The 25,455-nt window shown below is 71.9% G+C and carries 27 protein-coding genes; 16 read left to right on the top strand and 11 right to left on the bottom strand.

Annotated features, from left to right (window positions below; genetic code table 11):
• Positions 1 to 44 precede the first annotated feature (44 nt).
• Positions 45 to 1,409, bottom strand: coding sequence for an FAD-dependent oxidoreductase (locus LN251_RS34075; RefSeq protein ID WP_458247994.1), 1,365 nt, complete (start codon positions 1,407 to 1,409; stop codon positions 45 to 47).
• 190 nt (positions 1,410 to 1,599) lie between these two features.
• Here LN251_RS34075 and LN251_RS34070 point away from each other — a divergent pair, with 190 nt between their 5' ends.
• Positions 1,600 to 2,067: a DUF6214 family protein gene (locus LN251_RS34070; RefSeq protein WP_458247993.1), complete on the top strand. Its 468-nt coding sequence runs from the start codon at positions 1,600 to 1,602 to the stop codon at positions 2,065 to 2,067.
• Positions 2,068 to 2,100: 33 nt separating this feature from the next.
• Here the strand turns inward: LN251_RS34070 and LN251_RS34065 are convergent, their stop codons facing one another.
• Positions 2,101 to 2,796, bottom strand: coding sequence for a TetR/AcrR family transcriptional regulator (locus LN251_RS34065; RefSeq protein WP_458247992.1), 696 nt, complete (start codon positions 2,794 to 2,796; stop codon positions 2,101 to 2,103).
• 268 nt (positions 2,797 to 3,064) lie between these two features.
• Between LN251_RS34065 and LN251_RS34060 the strand changes: the two genes are divergently transcribed.
• Positions 3,065 to 3,313 (top strand): DUF2630 family protein, encoded by a 249-nt coding sequence (locus LN251_RS34060; protein ID WP_058926876.1) that lies wholly within the window; start codon positions 3,065 to 3,067, stop codon positions 3,311 to 3,313.
• A gap of 17 nt (positions 3,314 to 3,330) precedes the next feature.
• Here LN251_RS34060 and LN251_RS34055 read toward each other — a convergent pair whose 3' ends face one another.
• The 3 genes from LN251_RS34055 to LN251_RS34045 form a co-directional block, all read right to left on the bottom strand.
• Positions 3,331 to 4,020 carry an HAD family hydrolase gene (locus LN251_RS34055; protein ID WP_458247991.1) on the bottom strand — a complete coding sequence of 230 codons (690 nt, stop codon included), beginning with the start codon at positions 4,018 to 4,020 and terminating at the stop codon, positions 3,331 to 3,333.
• 45 nt (positions 4,021 to 4,065) lie between these two features.
• Positions 4,066 to 4,755 carry a phosphatase PAP2 family protein gene (locus tag LN251_RS34050; protein WP_458247990.1) on the bottom strand — a complete coding sequence of 230 codons (690 nt, stop codon included), beginning with the start codon at positions 4,753 to 4,755 and terminating at the stop codon, positions 4,066 to 4,068.
• A gap of 222 nt (positions 4,756 to 4,977) precedes the next feature.
• Positions 4,978 to 5,520, bottom strand: coding sequence for a DUF5134 domain-containing protein (locus LN251_RS34045; RefSeq protein WP_458247989.1), 543 nt, complete (start codon positions 5,518 to 5,520; stop codon positions 4,978 to 4,980).
• 164 nt (positions 5,521 to 5,684) lie between these two features.
• Here LN251_RS34045 and LN251_RS34040 point away from each other — a divergent pair, with 164 nt between their 5' ends.
• The 3 genes from LN251_RS34040 to LN251_RS34030 all read left to right on the top strand — a co-directional run bounded on the left by LN251_RS34040 (position 5,685) and on the right by LN251_RS34030 (position 10,561).
• On the top strand, positions 5,685 to 7,337 hold the full coding sequence (locus tag LN251_RS34040) for an FUSC family protein (protein ID WP_458247988.1): 1,653 nt from the start codon (positions 5,685 to 5,687) through the stop codon (positions 7,335 to 7,337).
• On the top strand, positions 7,334 to 7,873 hold the full coding sequence (locus LN251_RS34035) for a MarR family winged helix-turn-helix transcriptional regulator (protein WP_458247987.1): 540 nt from the start codon (positions 7,334 to 7,336) through the stop codon (positions 7,871 to 7,873). The genes LN251_RS34040 and LN251_RS34035 overlap by 4 nt, the downstream gene beginning before the upstream one ends.
• Before the next feature lie 84 nt (positions 7,874 to 7,957).
• Positions 7,958 to 10,561 carry a cellulosome protein gene (locus LN251_RS34030; RefSeq protein WP_458248229.1) on the top strand — a complete coding sequence of 868 codons (2,604 nt, stop codon included), beginning with the start codon at positions 7,958 to 7,960 and terminating at the stop codon, positions 10,559 to 10,561.
• A 48-nt stretch (positions 10,562 to 10,609) separates the two neighbouring features.
• Here the strand turns inward: LN251_RS34030 and LN251_RS34025 are convergent, their stop codons facing one another.
• Complete coding sequence (locus LN251_RS34025; protein ID WP_458247986.1) at positions 10,610 to 11,002, bottom strand: VOC family protein; 393 nt, start codon at positions 11,000 to 11,002, stop codon at positions 10,610 to 10,612.
• A 71-nt stretch (positions 11,003 to 11,073) separates the two neighbouring features.
• Between LN251_RS34025 and LN251_RS34020 the strand changes: the two genes are divergently transcribed.
• Positions 11,074 to 11,610 (top strand): GNAT family N-acetyltransferase, encoded by a 537-nt coding sequence (locus LN251_RS34020; protein WP_458247985.1) that lies wholly within the window; start codon positions 11,074 to 11,076, stop codon positions 11,608 to 11,610.
• 3 nt (positions 11,611 to 11,613) lie between these two features.
• Here the strand turns inward: LN251_RS34020 and LN251_RS34015 are convergent, their stop codons facing one another.
• Positions 11,614 to 12,297 (bottom strand): glycerophosphodiester phosphodiesterase, encoded by a 684-nt coding sequence (locus tag LN251_RS34015; RefSeq protein WP_142149706.1) that lies wholly within the window; start codon positions 12,295 to 12,297, stop codon positions 11,614 to 11,616.
• Positions 12,298 to 12,684: 387 nt separating this feature from the next.
• On the opposite strand from LN251_RS34015, the gene LN251_RS34010 reads away from it, so the two are divergent.
• From LN251_RS34010 to LN251_RS33990, 5 genes are all read left to right on the top strand, one after another.
• The gene (locus tag LN251_RS34010; RefSeq protein ID WP_458247984.1) at positions 12,685 to 14,082 is read left to right on the top strand and encodes a DUF6421 family protein; all 1,398 of its coding nucleotides are present in this window, start codon (positions 12,685 to 12,687) and stop codon (positions 14,080 to 14,082) included.
• Between the two features lie 59 nt (positions 14,083 to 14,141).
• Positions 14,142 to 14,891 (top strand): SDR family NAD(P)-dependent oxidoreductase, encoded by a 750-nt coding sequence (locus LN251_RS34005; RefSeq protein WP_458247983.1) that lies wholly within the window; start codon positions 14,142 to 14,144, stop codon positions 14,889 to 14,891.
• A complete protein-coding gene (locus LN251_RS34000; protein ID WP_362990162.1) occupies positions 14,888 to 15,961 on the top strand; it encodes a threonine aldolase family protein in 1,074 nt (357 codons plus the stop codon). Before LN251_RS34005 ends, LN251_RS34000 begins: the two co-directional genes overlap by 4 nt.
• An 80-nt stretch (positions 15,962 to 16,041) precedes the next feature.
• Positions 16,042 to 16,626, top strand: a complete 585-nt coding sequence (locus tag LN251_RS33995) for a transglutaminase-like domain-containing protein (RefSeq protein WP_458247982.1) — start codon at positions 16,042 to 16,044, stop codon at positions 16,624 to 16,626.
• Entirely contained in the window at positions 16,623 to 17,327 is a 705-nt protein-coding gene (locus LN251_RS33990) for a B3/B4 domain-containing protein (protein ID WP_458247981.1), read from the top strand. Before LN251_RS33995 ends, LN251_RS33990 begins: the two co-directional genes overlap by 4 nt.
• Positions 17,328 to 17,337: 10 nt before the next feature.
• Here LN251_RS33990 and LN251_RS33985 read toward each other — a convergent pair whose 3' ends face one another.
• From LN251_RS33985 to LN251_RS33975, 3 genes are all read right to left on the bottom strand, one after another.
• Complete coding sequence (locus LN251_RS33985) at positions 17,338 to 18,066, bottom strand: class I SAM-dependent methyltransferase (protein WP_458247980.1); 729 nt, start codon at positions 18,064 to 18,066, stop codon at positions 17,338 to 17,340.
• Between the two features lie 241 nt (positions 18,067 to 18,307).
• Positions 18,308 to 19,036, bottom strand: a complete 729-nt coding sequence (locus tag LN251_RS33980) for a lysophospholipid acyltransferase family protein (protein ID WP_249839314.1) — start codon at positions 19,034 to 19,036, stop codon at positions 18,308 to 18,310.
• 190 nt (positions 19,037 to 19,226) lie between these two features.
• Complete coding sequence (locus LN251_RS33975) at positions 19,227 to 19,634, bottom strand: DUF4395 domain-containing protein (protein ID WP_458247979.1); 408 nt, start codon at positions 19,632 to 19,634, stop codon at positions 19,227 to 19,229.
• A gap of 75 nt (positions 19,635 to 19,709) precedes the next feature.
• Here LN251_RS33975 and LN251_RS33970 point away from each other — a divergent pair, with 75 nt between their 5' ends.
• The 4 genes from LN251_RS33970 to LN251_RS33955 all read left to right on the top strand — a co-directional run bounded on the left by LN251_RS33970 (position 19,710) and on the right by LN251_RS33955 (position 22,895).
• Positions 19,710 to 20,123, top strand: a complete 414-nt coding sequence (locus LN251_RS33970; RefSeq protein ID WP_458247978.1) for a TlpA family protein disulfide reductase — start codon at positions 19,710 to 19,712, stop codon at positions 20,121 to 20,123.
• Between the two features lie 207 nt (positions 20,124 to 20,330).
• A complete protein-coding gene (locus LN251_RS33965; RefSeq protein WP_458248228.1) occupies positions 20,331 to 20,846 on the top strand; it encodes a flavin reductase family protein in 516 nt (171 codons plus the stop codon).
• Positions 20,847 to 21,067: 221 nt separating this feature from the next.
• On the top strand, positions 21,068 to 21,856 hold the full coding sequence (locus LN251_RS33960; RefSeq protein ID WP_249839312.1) for an electron transfer flavoprotein subunit beta/FixA family protein: 789 nt from the start codon (positions 21,068 to 21,070) through the stop codon (positions 21,854 to 21,856).
• Between the two features lie 76 nt (positions 21,857 to 21,932).
• On the top strand, positions 21,933 to 22,895 hold the full coding sequence (locus tag LN251_RS33955; protein WP_458247977.1) for an electron transfer flavoprotein subunit alpha/FixB family protein: 963 nt from the start codon (positions 21,933 to 21,935) through the stop codon (positions 22,893 to 22,895).
• Positions 22,896 to 22,955: 60 nt separating this feature from the next.
• On the opposite strand, the gene LN251_RS33950 is transcribed toward LN251_RS33955, so the two are convergent.
• A complete protein-coding gene (locus tag LN251_RS33950) occupies positions 22,956 to 23,900 on the bottom strand; it encodes an endonuclease/exonuclease/phosphatase family protein (protein ID WP_458247976.1) in 945 nt (314 codons plus the stop codon).
• A 212-nt stretch (positions 23,901 to 24,112) separates the two neighbouring features.
• Here LN251_RS33950 and LN251_RS33945 point away from each other — a divergent pair, with 212 nt between their 5' ends.
• Positions 24,113 to 25,417 (top strand): DUF6986 family protein, encoded by a 1,305-nt coding sequence (locus tag LN251_RS33945; RefSeq protein ID WP_458247975.1) that lies wholly within the window; start codon positions 24,113 to 24,115, stop codon positions 25,415 to 25,417.
• Positions 25,418 to 25,455 lie beyond the last annotated feature (38 nt).

Raw genomic sequence — 25,455 nt, 5'->3', positions numbered from 1 at the left:
TGTTGCCGTTCTGTGTACTGCCCACCCGCAGGTGACCGACTCCGCTACGGGGCCGCCGTCCGCGCCGCCGCCAGCAGCGATCCCCAGTCGGCCAGCTTGACCACGCCGCGCCCCAGCGAGGCTCCGAGTGCCGCCTCGGCGCGTTCGATCGCCTGCCAGCCGGCCCACGTCACCGGCTCGACACCGGCCGCGCGCAGGGCCGCGAGCGGATCGCCGGGCACGTCCTTGCGCAGCAGCGCGGGGGCGTCCTCCAGCAGCGAGGCCGCCGTCTCCTTGGCGTCCGGCCGGTTGGTGCCGATCACGCCGGTCGGGCCGCGCTTGATCCAGCCGGCCACGTACTCGCCGGGCCCGACGGCGCCCTCGCGCAGCACCCGCCCGGCGCGATGCGGCACCGTGCCACGCACCGGGTCGAACGGCAGCCCCTCCAGCGGCAGGCCCCGATAGCCCACCGAGCGCAGCACCAGTTGCGCCTCGATCTCCTCGTACCGGCCCGTGCCCGTGACGCCGCCGCGGCCGTCGCACACGGTCCGCTCGAACCGCACCGCGCCCACCCGCCCCTGATCGGCGAGCAGTTCGACGGGGCGCAGGAAGAAGCGCAGGGCGATGCTGCGGGAGGCGGCGGGTGCGGCCCGTCCCGCCCGGTCGGATGTCTCGCCCGCCCAGCCCCGCAGGACCTCTATGTTGCGGCGGCGCGCCGCCGGCAGCGCGGAGGGATCGGCGTACTCCGGGTCCCTCGCCAACTCCTCCGGATCGACGATGACTTCGGTGTGCGGCAGGCCGCTCAGCTCGCGCAGCTCCTTGGTCGTGAAGCGGGCCTGCGACGGCCCGCGCCGCCCCACCATGTGGATGTCGGTGACCCGGCCGGCGGCCAGCGCGCCGAGCGCCGCCTGCGGTATGTCGGTGGTGCTCAGTTCGGCCGCGCGCCGGGCGAGCATCCGCGTGACGTCCACGGCGACGTTGCCGACGCCGACGACCACGGCGGAGCGGACGCCGCGGACGAACCCGTCGTCGACGGCGTCCGGATGGGCGCTGTACCAGGCCACGAACCGCGTCGCCGACCAGCTGCCCGGCAGGTCCTCGCCCGGGATGCCGAGGTGCCGGTCGGTGGCCGCGCCCACGCAGTACACCACCGCGTGGTACAGCTCCCGCAGCCGCGGGGCGGGTATCCCGCCCGGGCCGACGCGGACGCCGCCGAGGAAACGGACCCGCTCGTGCTCCAGCACCGAACGCAGGTTGTTCTGCAGCGACTTGATCTTCTCGTGGTCCGGTGCCACCCCGTACCGCACCAGGCCGTAGGGGCACGGCAGGCGGTCCAGGACGTCGACGAGGACCCCCGGGTCCGCCTGGACCAGGCTCTGGGCGGTGTAGCAACCGCTCGGCCCGGAGCCGACGACGGCGACATGGAGCACGGCGGAACTCCTCACGGAGCCGGATCGCGGACGGCTCAAGGATGGCACCGCCGGTGTTCCGCTGACAGGGTGTCGGCCGGCCACCCCCGTGCGTGTCCGTTGGTATGGAAAGTGATCATGCGGTTACGTTGCGTGTGTGCTAGAAGCATCCTTTCTTAATCTTTCCGATCGTTGTCCGACGGACGGCGCTGTGTCCGTGTGGCCCGCGTGGGAAGTGCGGGAGGGCGGGGACAGTACGGCGTGGTTCCACGTCCGGCTGGCGTTCACCGACGGCGCCCGGGTCGACGCGCTCGCCGTGGCCGGCGGCGGATGTGTCTGCCTGGAGGACGTCCGGGCCCAGCCGGCGCTGTCCCTCGACGACCTCGCGGTGTTCGCCGAGTGGATCGAGGAACCGCTCTTCGAGGCGTCCGGCTTCACCGGGGAACCGGGCGCGGACGGCGAGGAGTCCGCGAGCGGGCGCCGGGCCCGCCCGTCCTGGCCGCGGGGGATCGAGGGGCGATGGCTGGTGGCGCAGGAGTACCGCGCGGCCCAGGAGGAGGGCGTCGACCCCGTCCTCGCGGTGATGTGCGCGACCGGTCACAGCCGCCGCAAGTCGCTCCGGATGATCTCGCAGGCACGGGACGCGGGCTTCCTGACGCCCCGTCATGCGCGCCGCTGACGCGCGGAGACTCGGGCGCCGGCCGAGGCCGGGCTACTTCGGCCCGGCCGGCACCTCCGATCCCTCGTCCGGACCCTCGCCCGTGGCGAAGAACCGTGACAGGTCGGACGGTTGAGTCCCGCCGGACGCTTCCCCGGTGTCCGGCGGGACGCCCATCTCCCGGTCGAGCCGGTAACGCGCGAACAACTCGGCCCGCATGGCGGCCAGTTGCATCGGGACGTTCGGCAGCACCATCGCGTAGACGGCGCCCATCAACAGGGAGCGCAACATGGGGTAGTCGGTGGCCGCGTCCGGCGATCCGTACCGGGCGACGGTGTCCCGCAGCAGTTCGGCGAGCCGCTGCTGCTCCGGGCACTGCACGAAGCCCTCGGCCTGCAGCAGCCCCGCCATGTGCTGGCGCATCAGTACCGGCCGGTCCCGGGCCAGGCCGAGGATCGCGTCGATGGCCCGCGCCATCCGCTCCCGCCCGTCCTCGGTGCGCGGCTCGCGCTCCAGCGCCTCCTCCAGCGTGCGGTGCATCAGCCGGTGCACCGCCGACTGCACCAACTGCCGCTTCCCCGGGAAGTAGTACGACACCAGGCCGCGCGCCGAACCGGCCCGGTCCGCGATGTCGCCGAGCGTCGTCGCCTCGTAGCCGCGCTCGCCGACCATCTCGACAGCCGCCTGCAGGAGCCGCTCCCGAGAACGTCTCCGCAACTCTTCATTGACCGAGGCGCTGCGCGGGGACATGCTGTAACTCCTGCGTTGACTGGCTGCCAGCCAACTATACTCAACGCATCCGGACCGCCACCTCCCAAGGGCGTGGTCAGGGCTGCCGTCCGTCTGGGGCGACACGGGGGATCGTCTCAGGCGGGCGGTCATCACGCACCGAAGGTGTCCTCAGGCGACTGTTTCGGCTCCTTCGCCGCCGTGACCTCCGGTTCTCCCACTCCCGTCGCACAGCGGCCCCCGCGTCCCTACAGTGGGCATCGGTGTCGAGCCGAGGAGGCGTACGGGCATGGAACAGGACGAGCGGATCCTGGCCAGGATCTCGGAGATGGTCGAGGACGAGCGCAGGCTCCGGACGTCCCTCGCCTCCGGGGAGATCGACGGCGAGACCGAACAGCAGCGGCTCGGCCAACTGGAGCGCGAACTCGACCGCTGCTGGGACCTGTTGCGGCAGCGGCGCGCCAAGGCGGAGTTCGGGGAGAACCCGGACGAGGCGAGCGTGCGCTCCTCGTCGCAGGTCGAGGGGTATCTGGAGTAGCGGGCCGCGGACCCGGCTCAGTCGACCAGGTCCAGCACCGGGCGCAGGCCGTCCGGCCGCTGGGCCACCGGCAGATGGTCGACGAAGTGCACCCGGCACCCCAGAGCCGCCGCGCCGCCGTCCGCCTCGCGGCTGTCGCCGACCATCAGCGCCTCGTGGGGCTCGACCTCGAGGGCCTCGCAGGCGAGGGCGAACAGCCGCGGGTCGGGCTTCTGGATGCCGTGCTCGTACGACAGCACATACGTGTCCACGAACCGGTCCAGGTCGTGGGCCGCGAAGACGGGGCGCGGATCCCAGCCGATGTTGCTGACCACGCCGATGCCGAGCCCACGCTCGCACAGCGCGTACAGCACCTCGGCGGCGTCGGGATACGGCGCCCACGCAGCCGGCGTCATGTGGCGGTCGTACAGCGCGTCGTGCAGGGCGGGGTCGGGCAGCGGCACCTGGCGGGACAGGCCGGTGTAGGCGGCCCGGTGCAGCTCGGCGCTGGCGTCCCGTACCCGCCACAGCTCGGCGAGGTCCGCGGGCACCTGCAGCGGGGAGGCCCCGCCAGGGAGCGCGCCCGCCGCCTCCAGCGCCTTCGCCGCCTGCAGCAACTCCTGCTCCGCGAGCGCCGTCCCGGCTTCTGCCAGCGCGGCGCGCAGCCAGGACTCGGTGGACTCGATGCGGAAGACGGTGCCGGAGAAGTCGAAGAGGACGGCGAGCATGGGGAGATCCTACGTGCGGTGATCCGCCGTAAGGGAAGACCTTGCTCAGGCGCCCTCGGGGCCCCACCGGCGGTGGACCATGACGGCGGCCGCGACCAGCGTCGCCCCCAGCAGCCAGCCCCCCAGCACGTCCGAGGGCCAGTGCACGCCCAGCCACATCCGGGTCAGGCCGACACCGGTCACCGAGACCACCGCCACCCACAGGGCCGTCCGCCGCAGGGCGGTGCCCGCGCCGTAGTGGTGGACCAGCCACAGCAGGAGCCCGCAGGCGACCGTGGCGGTCATCGCGTGACCCGAGGGGAAGGCCGCGTAGTGTGCCGAGTCGACCGGGTCGGGCCAGACGGGGCGGGGGCGGCCGACCGCGGCCTTCAGCCCCTGCTGGACCACCGAGCCCAACGCCACCGTGGCCGCGAACCAGCAGGCGGTCCACCACGCCGACCGCCGCCACGCCAGCCACCCCACCGCGAGCGCGCTGACGAGGCGCATCGTCCAGGGGTCCCAGACCCAGTCGGTGAGGATGCGGCAGGCGTGGGTGAGGCCGGGTTCGTCCACGGCCCAGCGATGGGTGGTCCGGGCGACGTCGCCGTCGAGGTCGATCAGGGGACGCCACTCGGCCGCGACCAGGGCGAGGAGGAGCACCGAGCACACCGCGAGCACCCCCGCGGCAGCCGCGGCGCGCGCCGCGAGGCGGTGGTCCGGCGGGCGGGGCGGGGAGTCGACGGGCGGGTTGTGCATGGAGTGATCCTCGCCGACGGGTGAGGCCCGCGGCCACGACGCGGTCGTCGCCTCCGCGGGTTCCCGGAAGACCCCCGCCCGGCCCGGCGCCCTGTGCGGCCTGACCGTCCGTGCCACGGCGCTCGAAGTGTGCTCGTGCGGCAGCGCCCGGAGCGTGCTCGTGGGACAGCGCTCGAAGTGTGCTCGTGCGACGGCGCCCGGGGCGTGCTCGTGGGGCAGCGCTCAGAGGGTGATCAGCATGGCCACCATCGCGATCCCCATCGACAGCCGGCACGCCCTCGCCAGCTCCGGCCGGTCTCCCCATCCCACGGCCCCGCCGCCCGCGGCCACGGGGACCAGCCGCACCCCGGACAGCAGGACGTAGCCCGTGAAGTAGAGCAGCAGCACCCCCGTGAGCAGCGGCACCCCGGACGGTGCGCCGTGCCCGGCGTGGTGGCCGGGGGAGGCGGCCATCACGACCGCCATGTAGACCATCGCCGAGGCCCCGACCAGGTGGTGCAGATGGTGCGGGTCCCGGCGCGCGGCCCACAGGGCGCGCAGCGCGGCGGACCCGAACAGGACCGCGTAGCCGGGCCAGGCCCACGACGGCTGGCTGACCACCGCCGCCGGTACGGCCATCGCGGCCATCCCGAAGCCCATCAGCGCCTCGCCGCCCGCGGAGCGGCGCTGTTCCTCGACGGTGCTGCGCATCCGCAGCAGACAGTAGGCCCCGGTCGCCGTACACAGCGCGACCAGCAGCCAGCCGGGCGAAGCCGGTCCGTGCACGCGCACCTCCCCGCTCGACGGTCTCGACAGTGCGTCGATGCCCGGGCCGTCCGGTGCTCACGCGAGCGCAAGGGTGTACACGGGGAGCATTCGTGGGAGCACGGCAGGTGAGCAGACCCGCGCTGAAATGATTTACGAGTAAAACACCTGATAATCTTATGCCCATGAGCCGTGCGACCCCCGTCCCCACCGTCCCGCGCACCCGCCGCCTCCCCCTGGCCGGTGTCCTGCGCCTCGGCCGCCCCTCCGCCATCTGGTTCAAGCCCGCGCTGAGCGTGGTCGCCTCGGTCGCCCCGCCCAACCTCCTGCTGCTGGCCCTCGGCCGGCTCGACCTGGCCATGTACACCATGGCCGGATCGCTCTGCGCCCTGTACGCCCACAACCGCCCCTACGCCGCGCGGGCCGGGGTCCTGGCGTGGGTCGTCCTGGGCATGGTCGGCGGCCTCGGCGTCGCCCTGACCGCGGCCTCCCTCACCTCCGATGCCGTCGTCCTGGTCACGGTGGGCGCCGTGCTCGCCGCGGTGCAGAAGGTGCTGTGCGACGCCACCCGGGTCGGCCCGCCCGGCAATGTGGTGCTCACCTTCATCAGCTCCGCCTCCCTCTTCGTCCCGCAGGCCCTCACCCAGCTGCCCGGCCACCTCGCCCTGGCCCTGACGGCGGGCGCCTGGGCCTGGCTGGTCGGTATGGCACCCGGTCTGCTGCGTCCGCACGGCCCGGAACGCCGGGCCGCCGCCCAGGCCCTCGACGCGGCCGCCGCGTACGCCTCCGCCCACGCCGGTGAAGACGGCCACCCCCGCTCCCGCGCCGCCGCGGCCGCCGCGATCCAGGCCGCCTGGCAGGCCCTCCTGGCCTCCGGCGCCCTCTCCGCCCGGCGCGCCCTGGAACACCTCGTGGTGCGCGCGGAGGTCGCCCTCGCCGCCCCCTCCGACACCGACCCCGAACTGCTGCGCACCTGGTCGCGTGCCCTGTGCGGCAGCGGCCCGATCCCCGCGCCGCACGACCCGCGGGACGCCGACGAACTCCTCGGCGTCGACGCCGAACTCGCCGTCCCCGCACGGCCCTTGTGGACCAGGCTCGGCCCGCTCACCCCCCTCGCGGTCCGCACCGCGCTGGGCTGCGCCCTGGCCGGCTACGCCTCCCTCGCCCTCGGTGTCGGGCGCCCCTACTGGGCGCTGGTCACCGCGGCCTCCCTGTACCAGGCCAACCTCACCCTCACCTGGAGCCGGGGCGTCCAGCGCGTCGTCGGCAACATCCTCGGTGTGCTGCTCTTCGCCGCCGTCGCCCCGCTCGCCCATCTCGGGCAGCCGGCCCTGGTCCTGTGCTGCCTGGCCTTCAACTTCGGCGCCGAGGCCCTGATCGGCCGCAACTACTGGCTCGGCACCGTCTGCGTGACCCCCATGGCCCTGCTCATCACCGAGTTCAACCGCTATCAGGCGCCCGGAGAGCTGATCACCGAGCGCGTCGTCGACACCGTCGTCGGCGCCCTGGTCGGCTTCCTCGTCGCCGCGGCCGTGACCAACCGCCGCTCCGGCGACCGCGTCGAGCACGCCCTGGCCGACGTCGAACGCGCCCGCGAACGCACCGCCCGCCTGCTGGCCGGGCCCGCGGCCCCCGCCGCCCTGGAGGCCGCCCGCCGCGCGCTCGCCGCAGCGCTCGCCGACCTGCGGGCCACCGTCGACGCCGCGTCCGGCGAGTGGTGGCAGCGCGCTCTGCCCCAGGAGCGGGTCGTACGCGCCGAGCAGGCCGGACACCGTACGCTCGCGGCGACGGTACGGCAGCTGGGGCTGCGCGGCGCGAGGGAGGACGTACGGCCATGACGGCAGCGAACGGGCGGCGGCAGGGCGCGACCGGGGGCGACACCGTCTCCGCGGTCGTCCGGCAGTGGCGGGCCGTCCACCCCGGCCTCGACACCGCCCCCATGGAGATCATCGGCCGGATCAACCGCTGCGCCGCCCTCCTGCAGCAGGCCGAGGACGCCCCGCTGCGCCGTGCGGGCCTGAGCCGCGCGGAGTTCGACCTGCTCGGCGCGCTGCGGCGCACCGGCCACGAACTCACCCCCAGTGAAGTGGCGCGCGAGACCTTCTCCTCCGGCGCCGCCGTCACCAAGCGGCTGAAGGCGCTCACCGAGCGCGGCCTGGTGGAGCGGCGCGGCGACACGCGTGACCGGCGCGTCGCCCACGTCCGCCTCACCGACGCCGGCCGGGACCTCGTCGACTCGATCCTGCCCGAGCAGCTCGCCTACGAGACCTCCGTGCTCTCCGCCCTCCACCCGCGCGGGCAGGGCGAACTCGCCGGACTGCTGGGCGAGTTGCTCGGCCGGCTGGAGGGCACTCCGGGCATGCCGCGGGCCTGAGCGGCGGCTTTCGGAAGTTTCGGAAGCCCAACCCCCGTTGACGCGATCCCCGCGTGCTCCCTAGGTTCGACCAGGCCGGTTCGGATTGTCGGCTGGCGTACGGTATTTCGAACGAAAGAGAGTGCCGTGACGGCCGAGACGCTCACTGTCGACCTGAGCACCGAGACGGGCCCCTTCCACGGCGGCGCGAGCGGCACGCTCTACGGCCTCTACGGCGACGGCGTGCCCAGCCGCGCGGTCGTCGAGGGCATGTACGTCCGCACGGTCACCACCAAGGCCCAGGACGGCGTCCAGCACCCCGGCGCCGACGCCCTGGAGATCCTGCCGTCCTTCGTCGCCTCGGGCGGCAAGGACGTCTACGTGTACACCACCGACATCCACCGCGGCTTCCCCTACGAGTGGCCCGGCGCCACCGGCGAGGAGAAGCTCGACGGTCACCTGGAGACCGTTCGCCGTCAGGTGCGGCAGGCGCAGAAGCTCGGCGCGCTCACCTCCCACCTCGTGTGGGTGCCGTTCAACGAGCCCGAGGGCAACATGTTCGGCACGGGGGAGTGGAGTTACGACGGCGTCTCCTGGCGGACCGAGCCCGGTCCCTTCTTCTCCGCCTGGGCGCGGGCCTACCGTCTCATCAAGGAGATCGACCCCGCGGCGCGCGTCGCCGGCCCCAACACCAGCATCCTCTACCCCGAGGTGCGGGGCTTCCTGGAGTTCGCGCGCGACCACGGCGTCCTGCCGGACGTGGTGACCTGGCACGAGCTGTCGTCCCCGGACGAGGTCCGCACGAAGGTCGCCGAGTACCGCGCCATGGAACGGGAGCTGGGCATCGGCCCGCTGCCCGTCAACCTCAACGAGTACGCGCACAATTACCACCTCTCCGTCCCCGGGCAGATGATCCAGTGGATCGCCGCCGTCGAGGAGTCGAAGGTCGACGCCGACATGGCGTACTGGAACATCGCCGGCAACCTCAACGACTCGGCGGTGGAGGCGAACAAGGCCAACGGGCAGTGGTGGCTGTTCAACGCCTACGGCCAGATGTCCGGCACCACCGTGCGCGTCACAGCGCCGCACCCCAACGTGCAGTACACGCTGCAGGGCGTCGCCACGCTCGACCGCGACAAGCGGCAGGCGCGCGTGCTGTTCGGCGGGGCGGGCGGGGCCGCTGACCTGGTCGTCGAGGGCATCGACGCGGAGGACTTCGGCACCGAGGTGCACCTGAGACTGCAGGAGATCCCCTGGACCGGCCAAGTCGGCTCCTCGGAACAGCCGTTGCGGCTGCGGGACTTCGAACTTCCGGTCGTCGAGGGCGCGGTGACGCTTCCCCTGACCGGTCTCGACGCGATGTCCGCCTACCAGCTGATCCTCTCCCCGGGCGGCAGCGGCGCCGCCCCGCTCGCGCCGTCGACCGGCTGGCGCGGGACGTACGAGGCGGAGGACGCGGCCTACACCGGCGGCGGTTACTCCAGGAACGGCCCCGAGGGATCCCCCTCCGCCGTCGACCGGTTCGCCACCTCCGGCGGCTACCACGTGGGGGGCCTGCGCACCGGCTCCGACGGGGTGCTCGCCTTCGACGTCGAGGTCCCCCAGGAGGGGACGTACGACATCCGTGTCTTCGCCAACTCCTACAACCGCGCCGAGCTGGTGCGCGAGTCGGGCCCCACCAACGTCTTCCTGCGCATCGACGGCGAGGATCCGCGCGAGCTGCTGCTGCCGCTCGGCTACAAGTGGGCCGTGTGGGGCCACGCCGACACCCGTGCCGCTCTGACCCGGGGCGCGCACCGCATCACCCTCGCCGCCCAGGACCCCGACCTCGGCGAGACCCGGGGCGACGCCGTCATCGACCGGCTGGACCTCGCCCTGCGCGACGAAGGCCAAGTGGACTTCTACGAAGCCGAGTTCGCGGCACTGGGCTCGGATGCGCGAGTCGACTGCACGCAGCGCGGCGCCTCCGGCCCCGGCGCCGCGGTCCTGCCGCGCGGCGGCACCGTCACCTTCTGGGTGCACGCCACCGAGGACGGCGAGGCGACGGTCACCGTCGACCTGCTCGGCCCCGGTGAGGGCCTGCTCACCGTCAACGGCGAGGAGACCGAGCTGCCGGCGCGCGGGCTCGTGCCCCTTTTCCTGGCGGGCGGTGTCAACAAGGTGACGGTGACGGCGACTTCGGAGTGCCTGGTCGTGGACCGGCTGACCGTCGGCCCGTCCCGCGGACTGCTGCCGACGACCGTGTACGCGGCCGAGGAGGGCGTCCTGACCGGTGCCGCCAGGGTGGCCGCGTACTCCCACGCCACGGGCGGCAAGGCGGTCGACGGCATCGGCGCCGGTCCCGCCAACGCGCTCACCCTGACGGTGACGGCGGCACACGCCGGCCGGCACGCGCTGACCATCCGCTACTCCAACGGTGAACAGGCGACCGCGACGCACTACAACCCCGACCCCCTCTGCCGGCACGCGGACATCTCCGTCAACGGGGGTGCCCCGCAAAGGGTGTTGTTCCCGACCACCTTCCACTTCGACGACTTCCGGGACCTCGCGGTCCCCGTCACCCTGGACGAGGGCGCCAACACCGTCACCCTCACCGCCGACGAACTCCCCGACTTCGACGGGGACACGAGGAACCCCCACGGCCAGCGCTCGCCCTACGCCCCGGTGATCGACCGGATCACGGTCACACCCCTCGCGGCCCGCGCCTGATCCGTGGCCCTCTGCTCCATCCGGACCGGGCCGTCCGCCGTGGGAGGTTCAGATGCCGGGCCGGTACCGGATGGGGTGGTCCGCCGGCACCTCCACCAGCACGATCCGCGTCCCGTCCGGGTCCTCGATCCACATCTCGATCAGCCCCCACGGCTCCCGCACCGGCGGCCGCACGATCTCGACCCCCTTGGCGCGCAGCTCCTCGTGCGCCGCGTCGGCGTCCTCGACCTGCAGCCACAGCCGTACCGCGGGGGAGGGCGGAACCTCGGAGCGCCCCGAGACCTCCAGGAAGCCACCGCCGAGGAAGTAGACGGTGCCGCGGTCCGGCCCGTCGCCGAACTCGCGGTAGACGGCGAGCCCGAGCTGCTCGCCGTAGAACCGGCGGGAACGCTCGGGGTCCGAGGGGCGGATCAGGGTCCGACTGCTGAGAACGTGCACCATGCACCCGGAGCCTAGCGGCGGCGTTACCCTCGTCGGTGCCCGTGCCGTGCCAGAGATCGGAGAGCCGCACCATGGAAACCGCCGCCGGACTGACCTTCCGCGACGCCACCGACGCCGATGTCGACGCCCTGGTCGCGCTGATCGAGTCGGCGTACCGCGGGGACTCCAGCCGGGCCGGGTGGACCACCGAGGCGGACATCCTCGAAGGACAGCGCACGAACCAGGAGGGTGTGCTCGCGGTCATCAAGTCGCCCGACAGCCGACTGCTCACGGTCGAGCGCGACGGCGTGGTCATCGCCTGCTGCCAGCTCGAACACCGCGGCGCCCACGCCTACTTCGGAATGTTCGCCGTCAGCCCCGGACTCCAGGGCGGCGGCCTCGGCAAGGTGATCATCGCGGAGGCGGAGCGCGCGGCGCGCGAGACCTGGGGCGTCCGCGAGATGCACATGACCGTGATCTCCGTGCGCGAGGACCTCATCGCCTGGTACGAGCGCCGCGGCTACCGCCGTACGGGAAGGATGACGCCCTTCCCGTACGGCGACGAGCGCTTCGGCATTCCGCGGCGCGACGACCTGCAGTTCGAGCTGCTGGTCAAGGAGCTGGGCTGAGCGTCATGCCGTGAAGCGGGCGGTGCGCTTGATCTCCGGGTAGTCGGTGGTCGCGCCGTCCAGCTGCAGGGCCCGGACCAGACGCAGATGGTCCTGGGTGTTGACCACCCAGCCGATGATCCGCAGGTCGGCCTTGCGGGCCCGTTCCACGATCTCCAGCGTCAGCCGGCGGATGTTGAGGCAGACGGTCGCCGCGCCGGCCTCGACCGCGCGGTCGACGATGTCGGTGCCGAAGCGGCTGCCGATCAGCGCGGTGCGCACACCGGGCACGAGGCGGGCGATCTCGGCGACCGCCTCGTCGTGGAAGGACGACACCTCCACCCGGGCGACCAGGTCCCGCTTGAGCATCACCTCGGCCAGCGCCCGGGCGGCCTGCACGTCCTTGATCTCGGCCTGCAGCGGTGTGCGCACCGCGTCCAGGACCTCCTCGAAGACCGGCACGTGCTCGCCGCGGCCCGCGTCCAGGGCGCGCAGCTCGGCGAGCGTCTTCTCGGCGATGGGGCCGGTGCCGTCGGTCGTGCGGTCCACGTCGGTGTCGTGCATGACGACGAGCGCGCCGTCCTTGCTCAGATGCAGATCGAGTTCGATGACGTCGAGGCCGGCCTGCTGGGCGGCGACGAAGGAACGGAGGGTGTTCTCGGGCTCGACACCCATGACTCCGCGGTGACCGATGGTAAGGAAGTTCAACGTACAACTCGCTTCCGTCGACGGGCGGCTCGGACCGCGCGCGGACCGGAGCGGACGGCCGCGCGGGCAGAGCCGCAGCCTAACGGCCCGGCCGCGCGATGAACCCGTGCGTACACGGGGGGATCGGCGTGGCGTACGGGGCGTGTCCGCCCTCCGGCGCCCCGGCCGCTCACCCGGGCGTGGGCGAGTTGCGCGGGCATTGACCGGTTGGCTGATACCCGTGCGGTGCCGTCGTATACCCGCGGCAACCGACTTCACTGCGTCGGACAGGAAAAAGTTCTGTGACGATGCGAGTGCGCAGGATAATTTCCGGAGGGCACACTTGCTGGGAGAAAGCACGTATGTATACGGTCTCCTTACGCAAGCTTCTCCCGTGGAGGATGGGACATGACGGAAATTCTTGTGCAGGCGGCTTCGGGGGAGCAGGTTCCTCCCGCGACCAGGGTGGTCGAGCACCCGGCGTGGCCGGTGCTCAAGGATGCCGTGGAGCAGATCCGGCCATGGCAGTCCAAGGACGGGTCGATCGACTTCGAGGCCGAGGGCGCACCCGACCGCACCGACGCCGAGGCCGCCGTCCGGCGTGTCGCGGAGGCCGTCGAGGAGCTCTCCCCGCTGCTCCCGCACGACACCGCCTACCACGAGGCCCTGGTCAAGGACCTGGAGCGGTGGGTCGTCGACGGCTTCCAGGTGCCCGACTTCCTCGACTCGCTGCTCGCCTTCCAGCCCGCCGCGCAGCGCGCGGACGGCCTGCAGCACCTGGTCGTCTTCCCGATGTACACCCAGAACGGCAACCCCGACCGCAACCTCGAGGCGGTCGTGCTGCGCATGGTCTGGCCGGACTGGCTGGCCGAGCTGGAGCGCACCCGGTACGACAACCCGCTGTTCTGCGGCATCAAGTTCGAGGACTTCACGGCCGGGTACGACACCAACTCCGCCGTCCTCTTCCCCGAGACGATCGCCGTGCGTGAGGCGCCGGAACGATTCTCCTGGGGTGGCATCTTCTGCGACCGCGAGGCCGCCCGCTTCCGCCGGGTCACCGACGCCGCCGTCGACATCCTGGGCCTCGAGCTGCCCGAGGACATCGCCGCGATGGTCCACGACCAGAAGCGCTGCGAGGAGGCCTTCGTCCTGTGGGACATGGTCCACGACCGCACCCACAGCCACGGCGACCTGCCGTTCGACCCGTTCATGATCAAGCAGCGCCAGCCGTTCTGGATGTACGGCCTGGAGGAGCTGCGCTGCGACCTGACTGCCTTCAAGGAGGCCGTCAAGCTCCAGGCCGACGGCGTCCCGCAGGCCCGTGACGTGCAGTACGCGGTCCTCTTCGACCGCATGTTCCGCTTCCCCGTCACCGGCGAGCGCGTGCGCAACTACGACGGCCTCGGCGGCCAGCTGCTCTTCGCCTACCTGCACAAGCACGACGTCGTCCGCTGGACCGACAACAAGCTGCACATCGACTGGCAGCGTGCCCCGCAGGTCACCAACGAGCTGTGCGCCGAGATCGAGAAGCTCTACCGCGACGGCATCGACCGCCCCAAGCTCGTCCACTGGTTCGCCGGGTACGAGCTCGTCTCCACCTACCTCGCCCCGCACCCGGGCTCCAAGTGGGCCAAGGGTCCCGACGCCCTCGACCTGAGCCAGCCGCCGCGGAAACTCGTCGATGACGTGCTTCCGGACGAGTTTCCGCTGAGCATGTTCTATGAGGCCCTCTCCAAGAAGCTCAAGAACGTGATCGCCTCCACCCGGGGCATCACGGCCCAGAGCGCCGAGCGGGCCGCCGCGTGAGCGTACGCGGCACCGGGAACACTGCTCAGCAAGCTCAGCAAGCTCAGGAGGCGAAGAACATGGCGGGGAACGGAGCTCTCAGCGGTGCGGTGATCGCGGTGGCCGGCGCGGGCGGACCCGCCGGCCGGGCGGCGCTGCTGCGGCTGGCCGAGGCCGGGGCGACCGTGGTCGGCGCCGACAACGATCCCGAACGGCTCGCGGAGGCCGTGGACGCGGCCCGGTACGCCTCGGGCGGCGCCACCGTCACCGGTGAGTCCGTCGACCTGCTGGACCTCGAATCCACCCGTGACTGGGCGATGCACATCGAGAAGGACTTCGGCCGCGTCGACGGCGTCGTCCACCTCGTCGGCGGCTGGCGCGGCAGCGAGACCTTCGTCAAGACCAGCCTCGACGACTGGGACTTCCTGGAGCTGCTGCTCATCCGCACCGTGCAGCACACCTCGCTCGCCTTCTCCGAGGCGCTCCAGCGCAGCGACCGCGGCCGCTACGTCCTGATCAGCGCCGCCGGCGCCTCCAAGCCGACCGCCGGGAACGCCGCGTACGCCGCCGCCAAGGCCGCCTCCGAGGCGTGGACGCTGGCCATGGCCGACTACTTCCGCAAGGCCGCGGCCCCGGAGGAGCTGACGTCGGCGGCTGCGATCCTGGTGGTGAAGGCGTTGGTGCACGATGCCATGCGCGCCGAGCGCCCCAACGCGAAGTTCGCGGGTTTCACGGACGTCAAGGACCTCGCGGAGGCCATCGTCGACGTCTGGAGCAAGCCCGCCGCCGAAGTGAACGGAAAGCGTCTGTGGCTGACCGACAAGCCGTGAACCCCCCGAAGACCGACGCCCGCCGCCACCACGACCCGGACGTCCGCGGCTTCGCCAGCGACAACTACGCCGGGGCCCACCCGGAGGTGCTCGCCGCATTGGCCCTGGCCAACGGCGGTCACCAGGTCGCCTACGGCGAGGACGACTACACCGAGAACCTCCAGCGGATCGTCCGCGGCCACTTCGGTGCCACGGCGGAGGCCTTCCCGGTCTTCAACGGCACCGGCGCCAACGTCGTCGCGCTCCAGGCGGTCACCGACCGCTGGGGCGCGGTGATCTGCGCCGAGAGCGCCCACATCAACGTCGACGAGGGCGGCGCGCCCGAGCGCATGGGCGGCCTGAAGCTGCTCACGGTCCCCACGCCCGACGGCAAGCTCACGCCCGAGCTGATCGACCGGCAGGCGTACGGCTGGGAGGACGAGCACCGTGCCATGCCGCAGGTCGTCTCGATCACCCAGAGCACGGAGCTCGGCACCCTCTACACGCCCGAGGAGATCCGCGCGATCTGCGAGCACGCCCACGCGCACGGCATGAAGGTGCACCTGGACGGCTCCCGCATCGCCAACGCGGCGGCCTCGCTGGACGTCCCCATGCGGACGTTCACCAACGCCGTCGGCGTGGACATCCTCTCCCTCGGCGGGACGAAGAACGGCGCGATCTTCGGCGAGGCGGTCGTGGTGATCAACCCCGACGCCGTGAGCCACATGAAGCACCTGCGCAAGCTGTCCATGCAGCTCGCCTCCAAGATGCGCTTCGTGTCGGTGCAGCTGGAGGCCCTGCTCGCCAAGGACCTGTGGCTGCGCAACGCCCGCCACGCCAACGAGATGGCCCAGCGCCTGGCCGAGGGCGTGCGCGCCGTGCACGGCGTGGAGATCCTCTACCCGGTACAGGCCAACGGCGTCTTCGCCAGGCTCCCGCACGACGTCAGCGAGCGGCTGCAGAAGCGCTTCCGGTTCTACTTCTGGGACGAGGCGGCCGGTGTCGTGCGCTGGATGTGCGCGTTCGACACGACCGAGGACGACGTGGACACGTTCGTGGCGGCGCTCAAGGAGGAGATGGCGCGCCAGTAGACCCCCGATGGATGCATAGATATGCGGTCACTCGTAAAGTCATTGACGGTCGAGTGATCGCGTTTCTATGCTCTGCGGGCATGGAGCTGATCCAGAACACCCCCGACCTGTCCGCCTATCTGGCCGCCGACGAGGTCATCGACCATCACCATCCGCTCGTCAGGCAGACGGCGGCCCGGCTCGCTCGGGATGCCGAGGACTCGTATGCCTATGCGCGGCTGGCCTTCGAGTTCGTCCGCGACACCATCCCGCACTCCCAGGACTCCGGGGACCCGCGCGTCACCTGGCGGGCCTCCGACGTCCTGGAGCAGGGCACCGGCATCTGCTACGCGAAGTCCCACGCGCTGGCGGCCCTGCTGCGGGCCGAGGACATCCCGACCGCGCTGTGCTACCAGAAGTTCGACGTGGTGCACGGCCTGATCGCCGTCCGCTTCCGCGGCGCCTGGCACCGGCAGGACCCGCGCGGCAACAAACCCGGCGTGGACGCGCAGTTCTCCCTCGACGGAGAACGCCTGGCCTTCGTACCGGACCCGAAGTCCAATGAGCTGGACTATCCGGTCCTGTATGCTGAACCGCACCCGGCCGTCCTCGACGCACTCAAGGCCGCTCCCGACCGGGCGTACCTGTGGAAGACGCTCCCCACCGCACTCCGAGGCAGACGATGACCCTCTCGCTGACCGTGTCCGACGAGGTCCGCGCCCTCGCGCCCGGCTTCACCCACCTGGCGATCGAGGCGCACGGCCTGGTCAACGGGCCCAGCACCGAGGAGAGTTCGGCCCTGCTGGACGACGCGGCCCGCCGCCTGGCCGCACGCCTGGACGGCCGCGCCCCGCACGAGGACCCGCACATGGCCGCCTGGCGCGCGGCGTACACCGCGTTCGGCTCCAAGCCCTCCCGCACCCGCAACTCGGCCGAGGCGCTGGCCAAGAGGGCCCTGTCGGACGTGGGCCTGCCGCGCGTCAACCTCCTGGTCGACCTCTACAACGCCGTCAGCGTCGCCCACCTGATCCCGGTCGGCGGCGAGGACATCGACCGCATCCAGGGCGGCATGCGGCTCGTGCGGGCGGCGGGTGACGAGGACTTCGTGACGGTGGCCGGGGGCGAGGAGGCCGTCGAACACCCCGACGCGGGCGAGGTGGTGTGGTGCGACGACGCCGGCGTGACCTGCCGCCGCTGGAACTGGCGCCAGGGCCCGCGCACCCGGCTCACCGAGGAGACCGTCTCGGGCGTCTTCCTGCTGGAGGGCATGTCCCCGCTGCCGGTCGCCGAGTTGGAGGCGGCGGGGGCCGAACTCGCGCAATTGCTGGAGAAATTCAGCCCGGGTGTGCGGATCGACGTACGGGCGGCGGAGTCGTCCGCCGGCTGAGCGCGCGGGCTCAGGAGCGGCGGAACAGGCCCGTCCACAGGAAGGGTTCGCCGAAGCGGGCGGAGTCGGGCGGCTCGTCCCGCATCCGGCGTATCTCGATCTCGGCCAGACCGGAGAAGATCCGGCGCAGCGACTCGGGGGTGTAGGCGAGGCCGCCCTCCAGGCGGCCGCGCAGATAGAACTCCGCGTCCGGCAGCTCGGACCCCATAGCGCCGGCGGCGAAACACGTGAGGCCGAACAGGCCGCCGGGCGCGAGACACCGATCGAGCAGCTCCAGATAGCTGATCCGGCGGTGCGGCGGCAGGTGGTGGAAGCAGCCGGAGTCGTGGACGAGGTCGTAGCGGCCGTGGATCTCCGCACCGAGCAGGGCGAAGGCGTCGCCGCACAGGAAGCGGACCTCGGCGTCCGTCTCGCGGGCCCGCTCCCGCGCCCAGTCGATCGCCACCGGCGACAGGTCGACGGCGTCGACCTCGAAGCCCAGCGAGGCGAGGTACAGCGCGTTGCGGCCGGGACCGCAGCCCAGGTCGAGGGCGCGGCCCGGGGGGACCAGGCCGCGTTCGACGCAGGAGACCAGGTTCTCGTCGGGCTTCCCGGCGAAGAACGGGACGGGTCTCGAGCGGTCGGCGTAGAAGTCGTCCCACCAGGAGCCCGCGTCCTGCGTCCACCGGTCGGCCCCCGTGGCGAACAGCCCGTCCAGGAGCCGCAGGACGTCCTCCACCGTGCGTATGTTCCGGTCCACCAGATCCCCTTCCGCCCCTCGGGACCCTAGCCCTGAGCAGCACGGACGCCGAGACCGAGCGGCCGGCGCGGAAGCCGTGGCCGGCTTCTGGAGGGCCTGAGGGAGGAGGGGAGGGGGCAGTCGTGCGGGGCGGGGTGAACCCGGCGTCCCGGTGGCGCGACGGGCCGTCACGCGGCCGTTTCCGGGGAAGCGGCGGGGACTTTTTCGGCGTCGTCGAGCGCGGACGGCCGCCGACGCCGTCTCAGCGGGTCTCCGACTCCCGCACCTGCTCCGGCGTGGGCGCCGTACCGCCCAGATGGGCCGGCATCCACCAGGTGTCGTCGGCGTCCTTGGGACGCACAGGGTAGGCGCGCTGGGCGGCCTCGAGGAGTTCCTGCACCCGCTCGCGCAGCTGACGGGTGATCGCGCCGGCGTACTTGTCCTTCGACGCCTCGATCGCCTCGCCGACCCGGATGGTGATCGGGATGTGGTTGCGCCCGAAGTTGCGCGGTCGCCCCTTGGTCCACAGCCGCTGCGTGCCCCACACCGCCATCGGGATCAGCGGGACGCCCGCCTCCTGTGCCAGGCGTGCGGCGCCGGACTTGAAGGACTTCAGCGTGAAGGACTGGGAGATGGTCGCCTCGGGGAACACCCCGACGATCTCGCCGGACTTCAGCGAGTCCAGCGCGTGCGCGTACGCCGCCTCACCCTGCTCGCGGTCCACGGGAATGTGCTTCATGCCGCGCATCAGCGGACCGGAGATCTTGTGGCGGAAGACCGACTCCTTCGCCATGAAGCGAACGAGTCGCTTCTGCGGCAGGGCCGCGAGACCGTCGAAGACGAAGTCCAGGTAGCTGATGTGGTTGCTCACCAGCACGGCGCCGCCCGAGCGCGGGATGTTCTCCGACCCCTTGCAGTCGATCTTCAGGTCCCACGCCTTGAACAGCGTGAGCGCGAAACCGATGACGGGGCGGTAGACAAGCTCTGCCATGGGACGGAGTGGACCCTTCCTTCTCAGCCTGGGAAGGGATTCCCAGCGGGAAAGTTACGCAGCCGTAGGTTTACGGCTTGTCGCAGATCGTGCCCCAAGAACGGCCCGGGAGCCAGCCCAAGTTCCGGACGGCGGCGGAGATCCTCGTCACGTCGGCCCCGGTGATCCACCTCGCTCTTTTAACCCTCTTTTACTCGGTGCGCGGTGTCACCCTGCGCACCAGCACATACATCTCGCAGCCCAGGCAGTACCCGAAGGCGGCGTTCAGGAAGGCGGCCGCCAACGCGAGCCCCGTGGCGGCCATCCCCAGCCACGCGGGCCCGAGCCCGTACCCGATGAGACCGACAACGGCGAAAACCAGTCCCACCGCCTGGGCGAACCGCGGCGGCTGCGGCGGCTCGAACGCGGTCGGCGGCCCGATCCGGGGCCGTACGACTCTGCGGAACAGCCAGCCGTAGGGCGAGCGTCCCGCCGTGCCCAGCGCGAAGACGAGCGTCTGCCAGGCCAGCAGCCAGGCACTCCCGGTGACCAGTACGAGGACCAGCACCAGGGTCGTCACGGCCGCGCCGAAGCGCGGGCCCCTCACATCGATGTCCATGAATCAAGCATTCCGCATGGAAAATGATTCGGGGGCCCGGGAATCTTTGCAGTCTTGTGAACGCTGGAGCAGTCGATGAGCGGACTGGTGGTGTGCGTGGCGGTGCTCGCGGTGGCGGGCGCCTACGGAGTGCTGCATCGGCGGCGGAGCGGGAGGGTACGCGTGCGCGGACGTGACGAGGGAAAGCGGCTCGGCGCGGCCGAACTGGGCGGGGAACTCGGCGAGCGCGCCACGCTGGTGCAGTTCTCCAGCGCCTTCTGCGCCCCCTGCCGGGCCACCCGCAGGGTCCTCGGCGAGGTGGCCGGCCTGGTGCCCGGCGTGACCCATGTCGAGATCGACGCGGAGGACCGCCTTGAGCTGGTCCGCGCACTGGACATCCTCAAGACCCCCACGGTGCTGGTCCTCGACGCCGACGGCCGCGTCGTGCGGCGTGCCACCGGACAGCCGCGCAAGGCCGACGTCATCGCGGCCCTGGGGGAGGCGGTCTGAACCCGTGACGTGGACGGTGAGGCATCTCCCATATGCCGGAACGTACTTGACTGTGTGCGCCACGTATCGCCAGCCTGGCTGCATGCCCACGGAACCCCTTCTCCACGGGCGGGTCCACATCGACCTGGCCCGCACCGCGAGCGCGCGCTGTCCCGGCTGTTGAGCAGCCACGACTCCGCTCGCCCCGCCTCGCAGAAGGACATCGCCGTGCCGGTCACCCCCGACCTCGACACCCCCGCCGTTCACCTCGCCTCTCCCGACCTGCTGCGCTCCGTCTTCCGGCGGCACGCGGCGGGTGTCGCCGTGATCACCGCGCGGGGCGAGTCCGGCCCGGTCGGCTTCACCGCCACCTCGCTCAGCTCCGTCTCCGCCGAGCCCCCGATGCTCTCGTTCGGCGTGGGCACCGGCTCCTCCAGCTGGCCTGCCGTGGCGGGGACGGACCACGTCGGCGTCCACATACTCGGCGAGCACCAGCAGGAGCTGGCCGCCACCTTCGCCAAGAGCGGCGCCGACCGCTTCGGGGCGCCCACCGCCTGGCGCGAGGGGCCCGAGGGCGTCCCCGTCCTCGACGACGTCCTCGCCTGGCTCGTGTGCCGGGTCGTCGCCCGTGTGCCGGCCGGCGACCACCGCATCGTGCTCGCCGAGGTCGTCCTCGGCGACCCCGCCGGCCCCGGCCGCCCGCTCCTGTACCACCAGGGCCGGTTCAACGGACTGCGTGACTGATCGTCGCGCGCTTCGCCCTGCGGGACGGTCGAGTTCCGATTACGCTGCGTTGCGAAGGTCACAGTTCAAAGCGCTTGCTTAGCGGGAACCAACTGGGTGTACTGACGAGTAATATTTCGCTCGGAGCGCGGGGTCGCCCCGATCGGGATCGGCCGCTAGAGGCGCCTATGCTGCCTGAAAGTAGGCAGCACCGAAATGACGATTGCAGTAGGAGAGCCGGCGTGAGCTTGAGGATCGTTGTCACTGTGAAGTACGTGCCCGACGCCACTGGCGACCGGCACTTCGCCGATGACCTGACCGTCGACCGGGACGACGTGGACGGTCTGCTCTCCGAGCTCGACGAGTACGCCGTCGAGCAGGCGCTGCAGATCTCGGAGAACTCCGACGACGACGTCGAGGTCACCGTCCTGACGGTCGGCCCCGAGGACGCCAAGGACGCCCTGCGCAAGGCGCTGTCGATGGGTGCGGACAAGGCGATCCACGTCGAGGACGACGACCTGCACGGTACCGACGCCATCGGAACCTCGCTGGTGCTGGCCAAGGCGATCGAGAAGGCCGGCTTCGACCTGGTCGTCTCCGGTATGGCCTCCACCGACGGCACCATGGGCGTGGTCCCGGCGCTGCTGGCCGAGCGTCTGGGCGTGCCGCAGGTGACGCTGCTGTCGGAGGTCTCGGTCGAGGACGGCACGGTCAAGGGCCGCCGCGACGGCGACACCGCCTCGGAGCAGCTCGAGGCCTCGCTCCCGGCGGTGGTCTCGGTGACCGACCAGTCGGGTGAGGCGCGCTACCCGTCCTTCAAGGGCATCATGGCGGCGAAGAAGAAGCCGGTGGAGTCCTGGGACCTGTCCGACCTGGAGATCGACGCCGACGAGGTCGGTCTGGCGGGCTCCTGGACGAAGGTCGAGGCGGCTGCCCAGCGTCCGGCGCGGACCGCGGGCACGATCGTCAAGGACGAGGGCGAGGGCGGCAAGCAGCTCGCCGAGTTCCTCGCGAGCCAGAAGTTCATCTAAGGGCCGTCGGCCCTCTTGAGGCTCACCTCCCTTCCCGCCCCTCAGACTTCGCACATCCGCAAGGAGTTTCGTTCCCATGGCTGAAGTTCTCGTCTACGTCGACCACGTGGACGGTGCCGTCCGCAAGCCCACCCTGGAGCTGCTGACCCTCGCGCGCCGCATCGGCGAGCCCGTCGCCGTCGCGCTGGGCGCCGGTGCCGCCGGCACCGCCGCCGCGCTCGCCGAGCACGGCGCCGTCAAGGTCCTCACCCACGAGGCCTCCGAGTACGCCGACTACCTGGTCGTGCCGAAGGTCGACGCGCTGCAGGCCGCCGTCGCCGTCGTCTCCCCGGCCGCCGTGCTGGTGCCGTCCTCCGCCGAGGGCAAGGAGATCGCCGCGCGTCTGGCGCTGCGCCTTGGCTCGGGCGTCATCACCGACGCCGTCGACCTGGAGGCCGGCGACGAGGGCCCGGTGGCCACGCAGTCGGTGTTCGCCGCCTCCTTCACCACCAAGTCCCGCGTCTCCAAGGGCACGCCGGTCATCACGGTCAAGCCCAACTCCGCCGCGGTGGAGGCCGCCCCGGCCGCCGGCGCGGTCGAGGCCCTGGAGGTGTCCTTCTCCGAGCAGGCCACCGGCACCAAGGTGACCAGCCGCACGCCGCGTGAGTCGACCGGCCGCCCCGAGCTGACCGAGGCCGCGATCGTGGTCTCCGGCGGCCGCGGTGTCAACGGCGCCGAGAACTTCTCGATCATCGAGGCCCTCGCCGACTCGCTGGGTGCCGCGGTGGGCGCCTCGCGCGCCGCCGTCGACGCCGGCTGGTACCCGCACACCAACCAGGTCGGCCAGACCGGCAAGTCCGTCTCGCCGCAGCTGTACATCGCCAACGGCATCTCCGGCGCCATCCAGCACCGGGCGGGCATGCAGACCTCCAAGACCATCGTGGCGGTCAACAAGGACGCCGAGGCCCCGATCTTCGACCTCGTCGACTACGGCGTCGTCGGCGACCTCTTCGACGTCGTCCCGGCCCTCACCGAGGAGATCAAGACCCGCAAGGGCTGATCCCCGGAACACACCGGACGAGGCCTCCGCGACCGCACGAACGGTCGCGGGGGCCTCGTCTCATGCCAGGCTCAGCCAGGCCCGTACCGGCAGGTGGTCGCTGGGGTACTGGCCGTGCGCGGAGAAGGTGTCGATCGCCGCGCGGTGCACGCTCACCCCGGCCGTGGCGAGGATCCAGTCGATACGGTCGCCGTCCGGTTCCAGCCCCTGGTAGCCGTGGAAGGTCGCGTACGGCGCGCCGCGCTCGGCCGCCGCGTCCCAGGTGTCGACCAGGCCCGTGGAGAGCATCCGGTCGTAGACGGGGTTCTTGTGCGCGGCGACGTTGAAGTCACCGGTCACCACGACCGGCAGCGGGTACTGCAGCGCGGCGATCCGCTCGGTCATCAGATCGGCGCTGCGTTCGCGCGCGTACTGGCTCGCGTGGTCGAAGTGGGTGTTGCAGACGTAGAACTCCCGCCCGCCGTCGGCGAGATCGCGGAACCTGATCCAGGTGACGACACGCGGGAAGGCGGCCCCCCAGGTGTTGGAGGCGATGGTCTCCGGGGTGTCGGAGAGCCAGTAGGTGTAGTGCTCGACGGGTGCCAGCCGCCGGTTGTCGTAGTAGATCGCCGTGGACTCGTCGCGGCTGCCGCCCTCGCGGCCGGTGCCGATCCAGTCGTAGTGCGGGCCCAGGTCGGACTCGATGTCCCGCAGCTGCTGATACAGGCCCTCCTGGGTGCCGATGACATGGGGGCGCGCGCCGAGCAGCAGCTCGCGCATCACGGGTCTGCGGTCGTTCCAGCTGTCGGGCTCCTTGGCGCTCGCGAACCGCAGGTTGAAGGTCATCACCTGCAGCCGAGGGCCCTCACGTCCGCGTGCCCTGCCGCCGCGGACCCGTGTCCGCAGCGGTGACGAGGAGGCTGACGAGGTGGAGAGCGCGGCGGCGCCGGAGAGCGGCGCGACGAAGGCCGCGGCGAACAGGGCCCGCAGGCCCAGACGGCGGGTGACTCGGCGCTGGTCGGGCACGGGGGCTCCTTCGGTCGCGCGGGCCGGACGAGTCTCGCGTGGGGGGAGTGGTGCGTCGAGCTGTGTGATACCCGGGGTGCGGCGGAGAGTGAACATGCCGAGGTCATGGCAGGGTCGGCCCGTGGACACGGTGTTGACCGGGCCGACCGGGCACAGATACCTTCACTCTACGGATTGTTGATTCCGTAGAGCGGAAAAGTGGAGGGTGTGGGATGGGTCAGGGCCAGCAGGAGACGGTGGCGACGAGCCTCGCGGGCGCCGTCAGCGAGGAGATCAGCGCCTCCCTCGCCCCGGTCGACGCCGAGCTGGAGCGCCGCTACCCCGGCGATCCCGGCACCCGCCAGCCCGTCCACACCGTCTACGTCCCCGGGGACGTCTTCGCCGCCGACACCATCCGCTCCTGGGGCGATCGGGCCCTTGCCGCTCTCGACGAACACGCCCCGGACGCCGCCTCCTTCGCCGCCGTCCTCGGCCTCGCCGACGAACTCGCCGAGCCCGTTCACACGCGCGTGCGCGCCAAACTGGAGCGCGAACCCGTCGAGGACCTGCGCGTCGACTTCGAGGACGGCTACGGCCCGCGCCCGGACGCCGAGGAGGACGCTGCGGCGGCCCGCGCCGCCCGGCTGATCGCCGAGGCGTACGAGAACGGCACCGCCGCCCCGTACATGGGCATCCGTATGAAGTGCATGGAAGCGCCGGTGCGCGACCGGGGCATCCGCACCCTCGACGTCTTCCTCACCGGCCTGATGCGGGCCGGCGGCCTCCCCGAAGGGCTCGTGCTGACCCTGCCCAAAGTGACGTACGCCGAGCAGGTCGGCGCCTTCGCCCGGCTCCTGGACGTCTTCGAGAAGGCGCACGGCCTGGACGCCGGCCGGATCGGCTTCGAGATCCAGATCGAGACCAGCCAGTCCATCCTCGCCACCGACGGCACCGCCACCGTCGCCCGCATGATCCAGGCCGCCGAGGGACGCGCCACCGGACTGCACTACGGCACCTTCGACTACAGCGCCTGCCTCGGCGTCTCGGCCGCCTACCAGGCGAGCGACCACCCGGCCGCCGACCACGCCAAGGCGGTCATGCAGGTCGCCGCGGCGGGGACGGGCGTACGGGTGTCGGACGGCTCGACCAACGTGCTGCCCGTGGGGCCCACGCAGAAGGTCCACGACGCCTGGCGCCTGCACTACGGACTGACCCGGCGGGCGCTCGCCCGCGCCTACTACCAGGGCTGGGACATGCACCCCGGGCACATCCCCACCCGCTACGCCGCCGTCTTCGCCTTCTACCGCGAGGGCTTCGAGCAGGCCGCCGCCCGGCTCGCCCGCTACGCCAACCGGGCCGGCGGCGACGTCATGGACGAACCCGCCACCGCCAAGGCCCTCAGCGGCTACCTGCTGCGCGGCCTGGACTGCGGTGCCCTCGACATCGCCGAGGTGGCCCGCCTCACCGGCCTGACCCGGGCCGACCTGGAGGGCTTCGCGGCGCCCCGGCGCGGCGACCTGACCGCGTCCGCCAAGTAGCAGGCAGGTCAAGGCAGTCACCATCGGCCGAGGCCGTC

The organism is Streptomyces sp. MAI_2237 (genome assembly GCF_054189285.1).
This window is presented reverse-complemented; position numbering and strand designations above follow the sequence as displayed.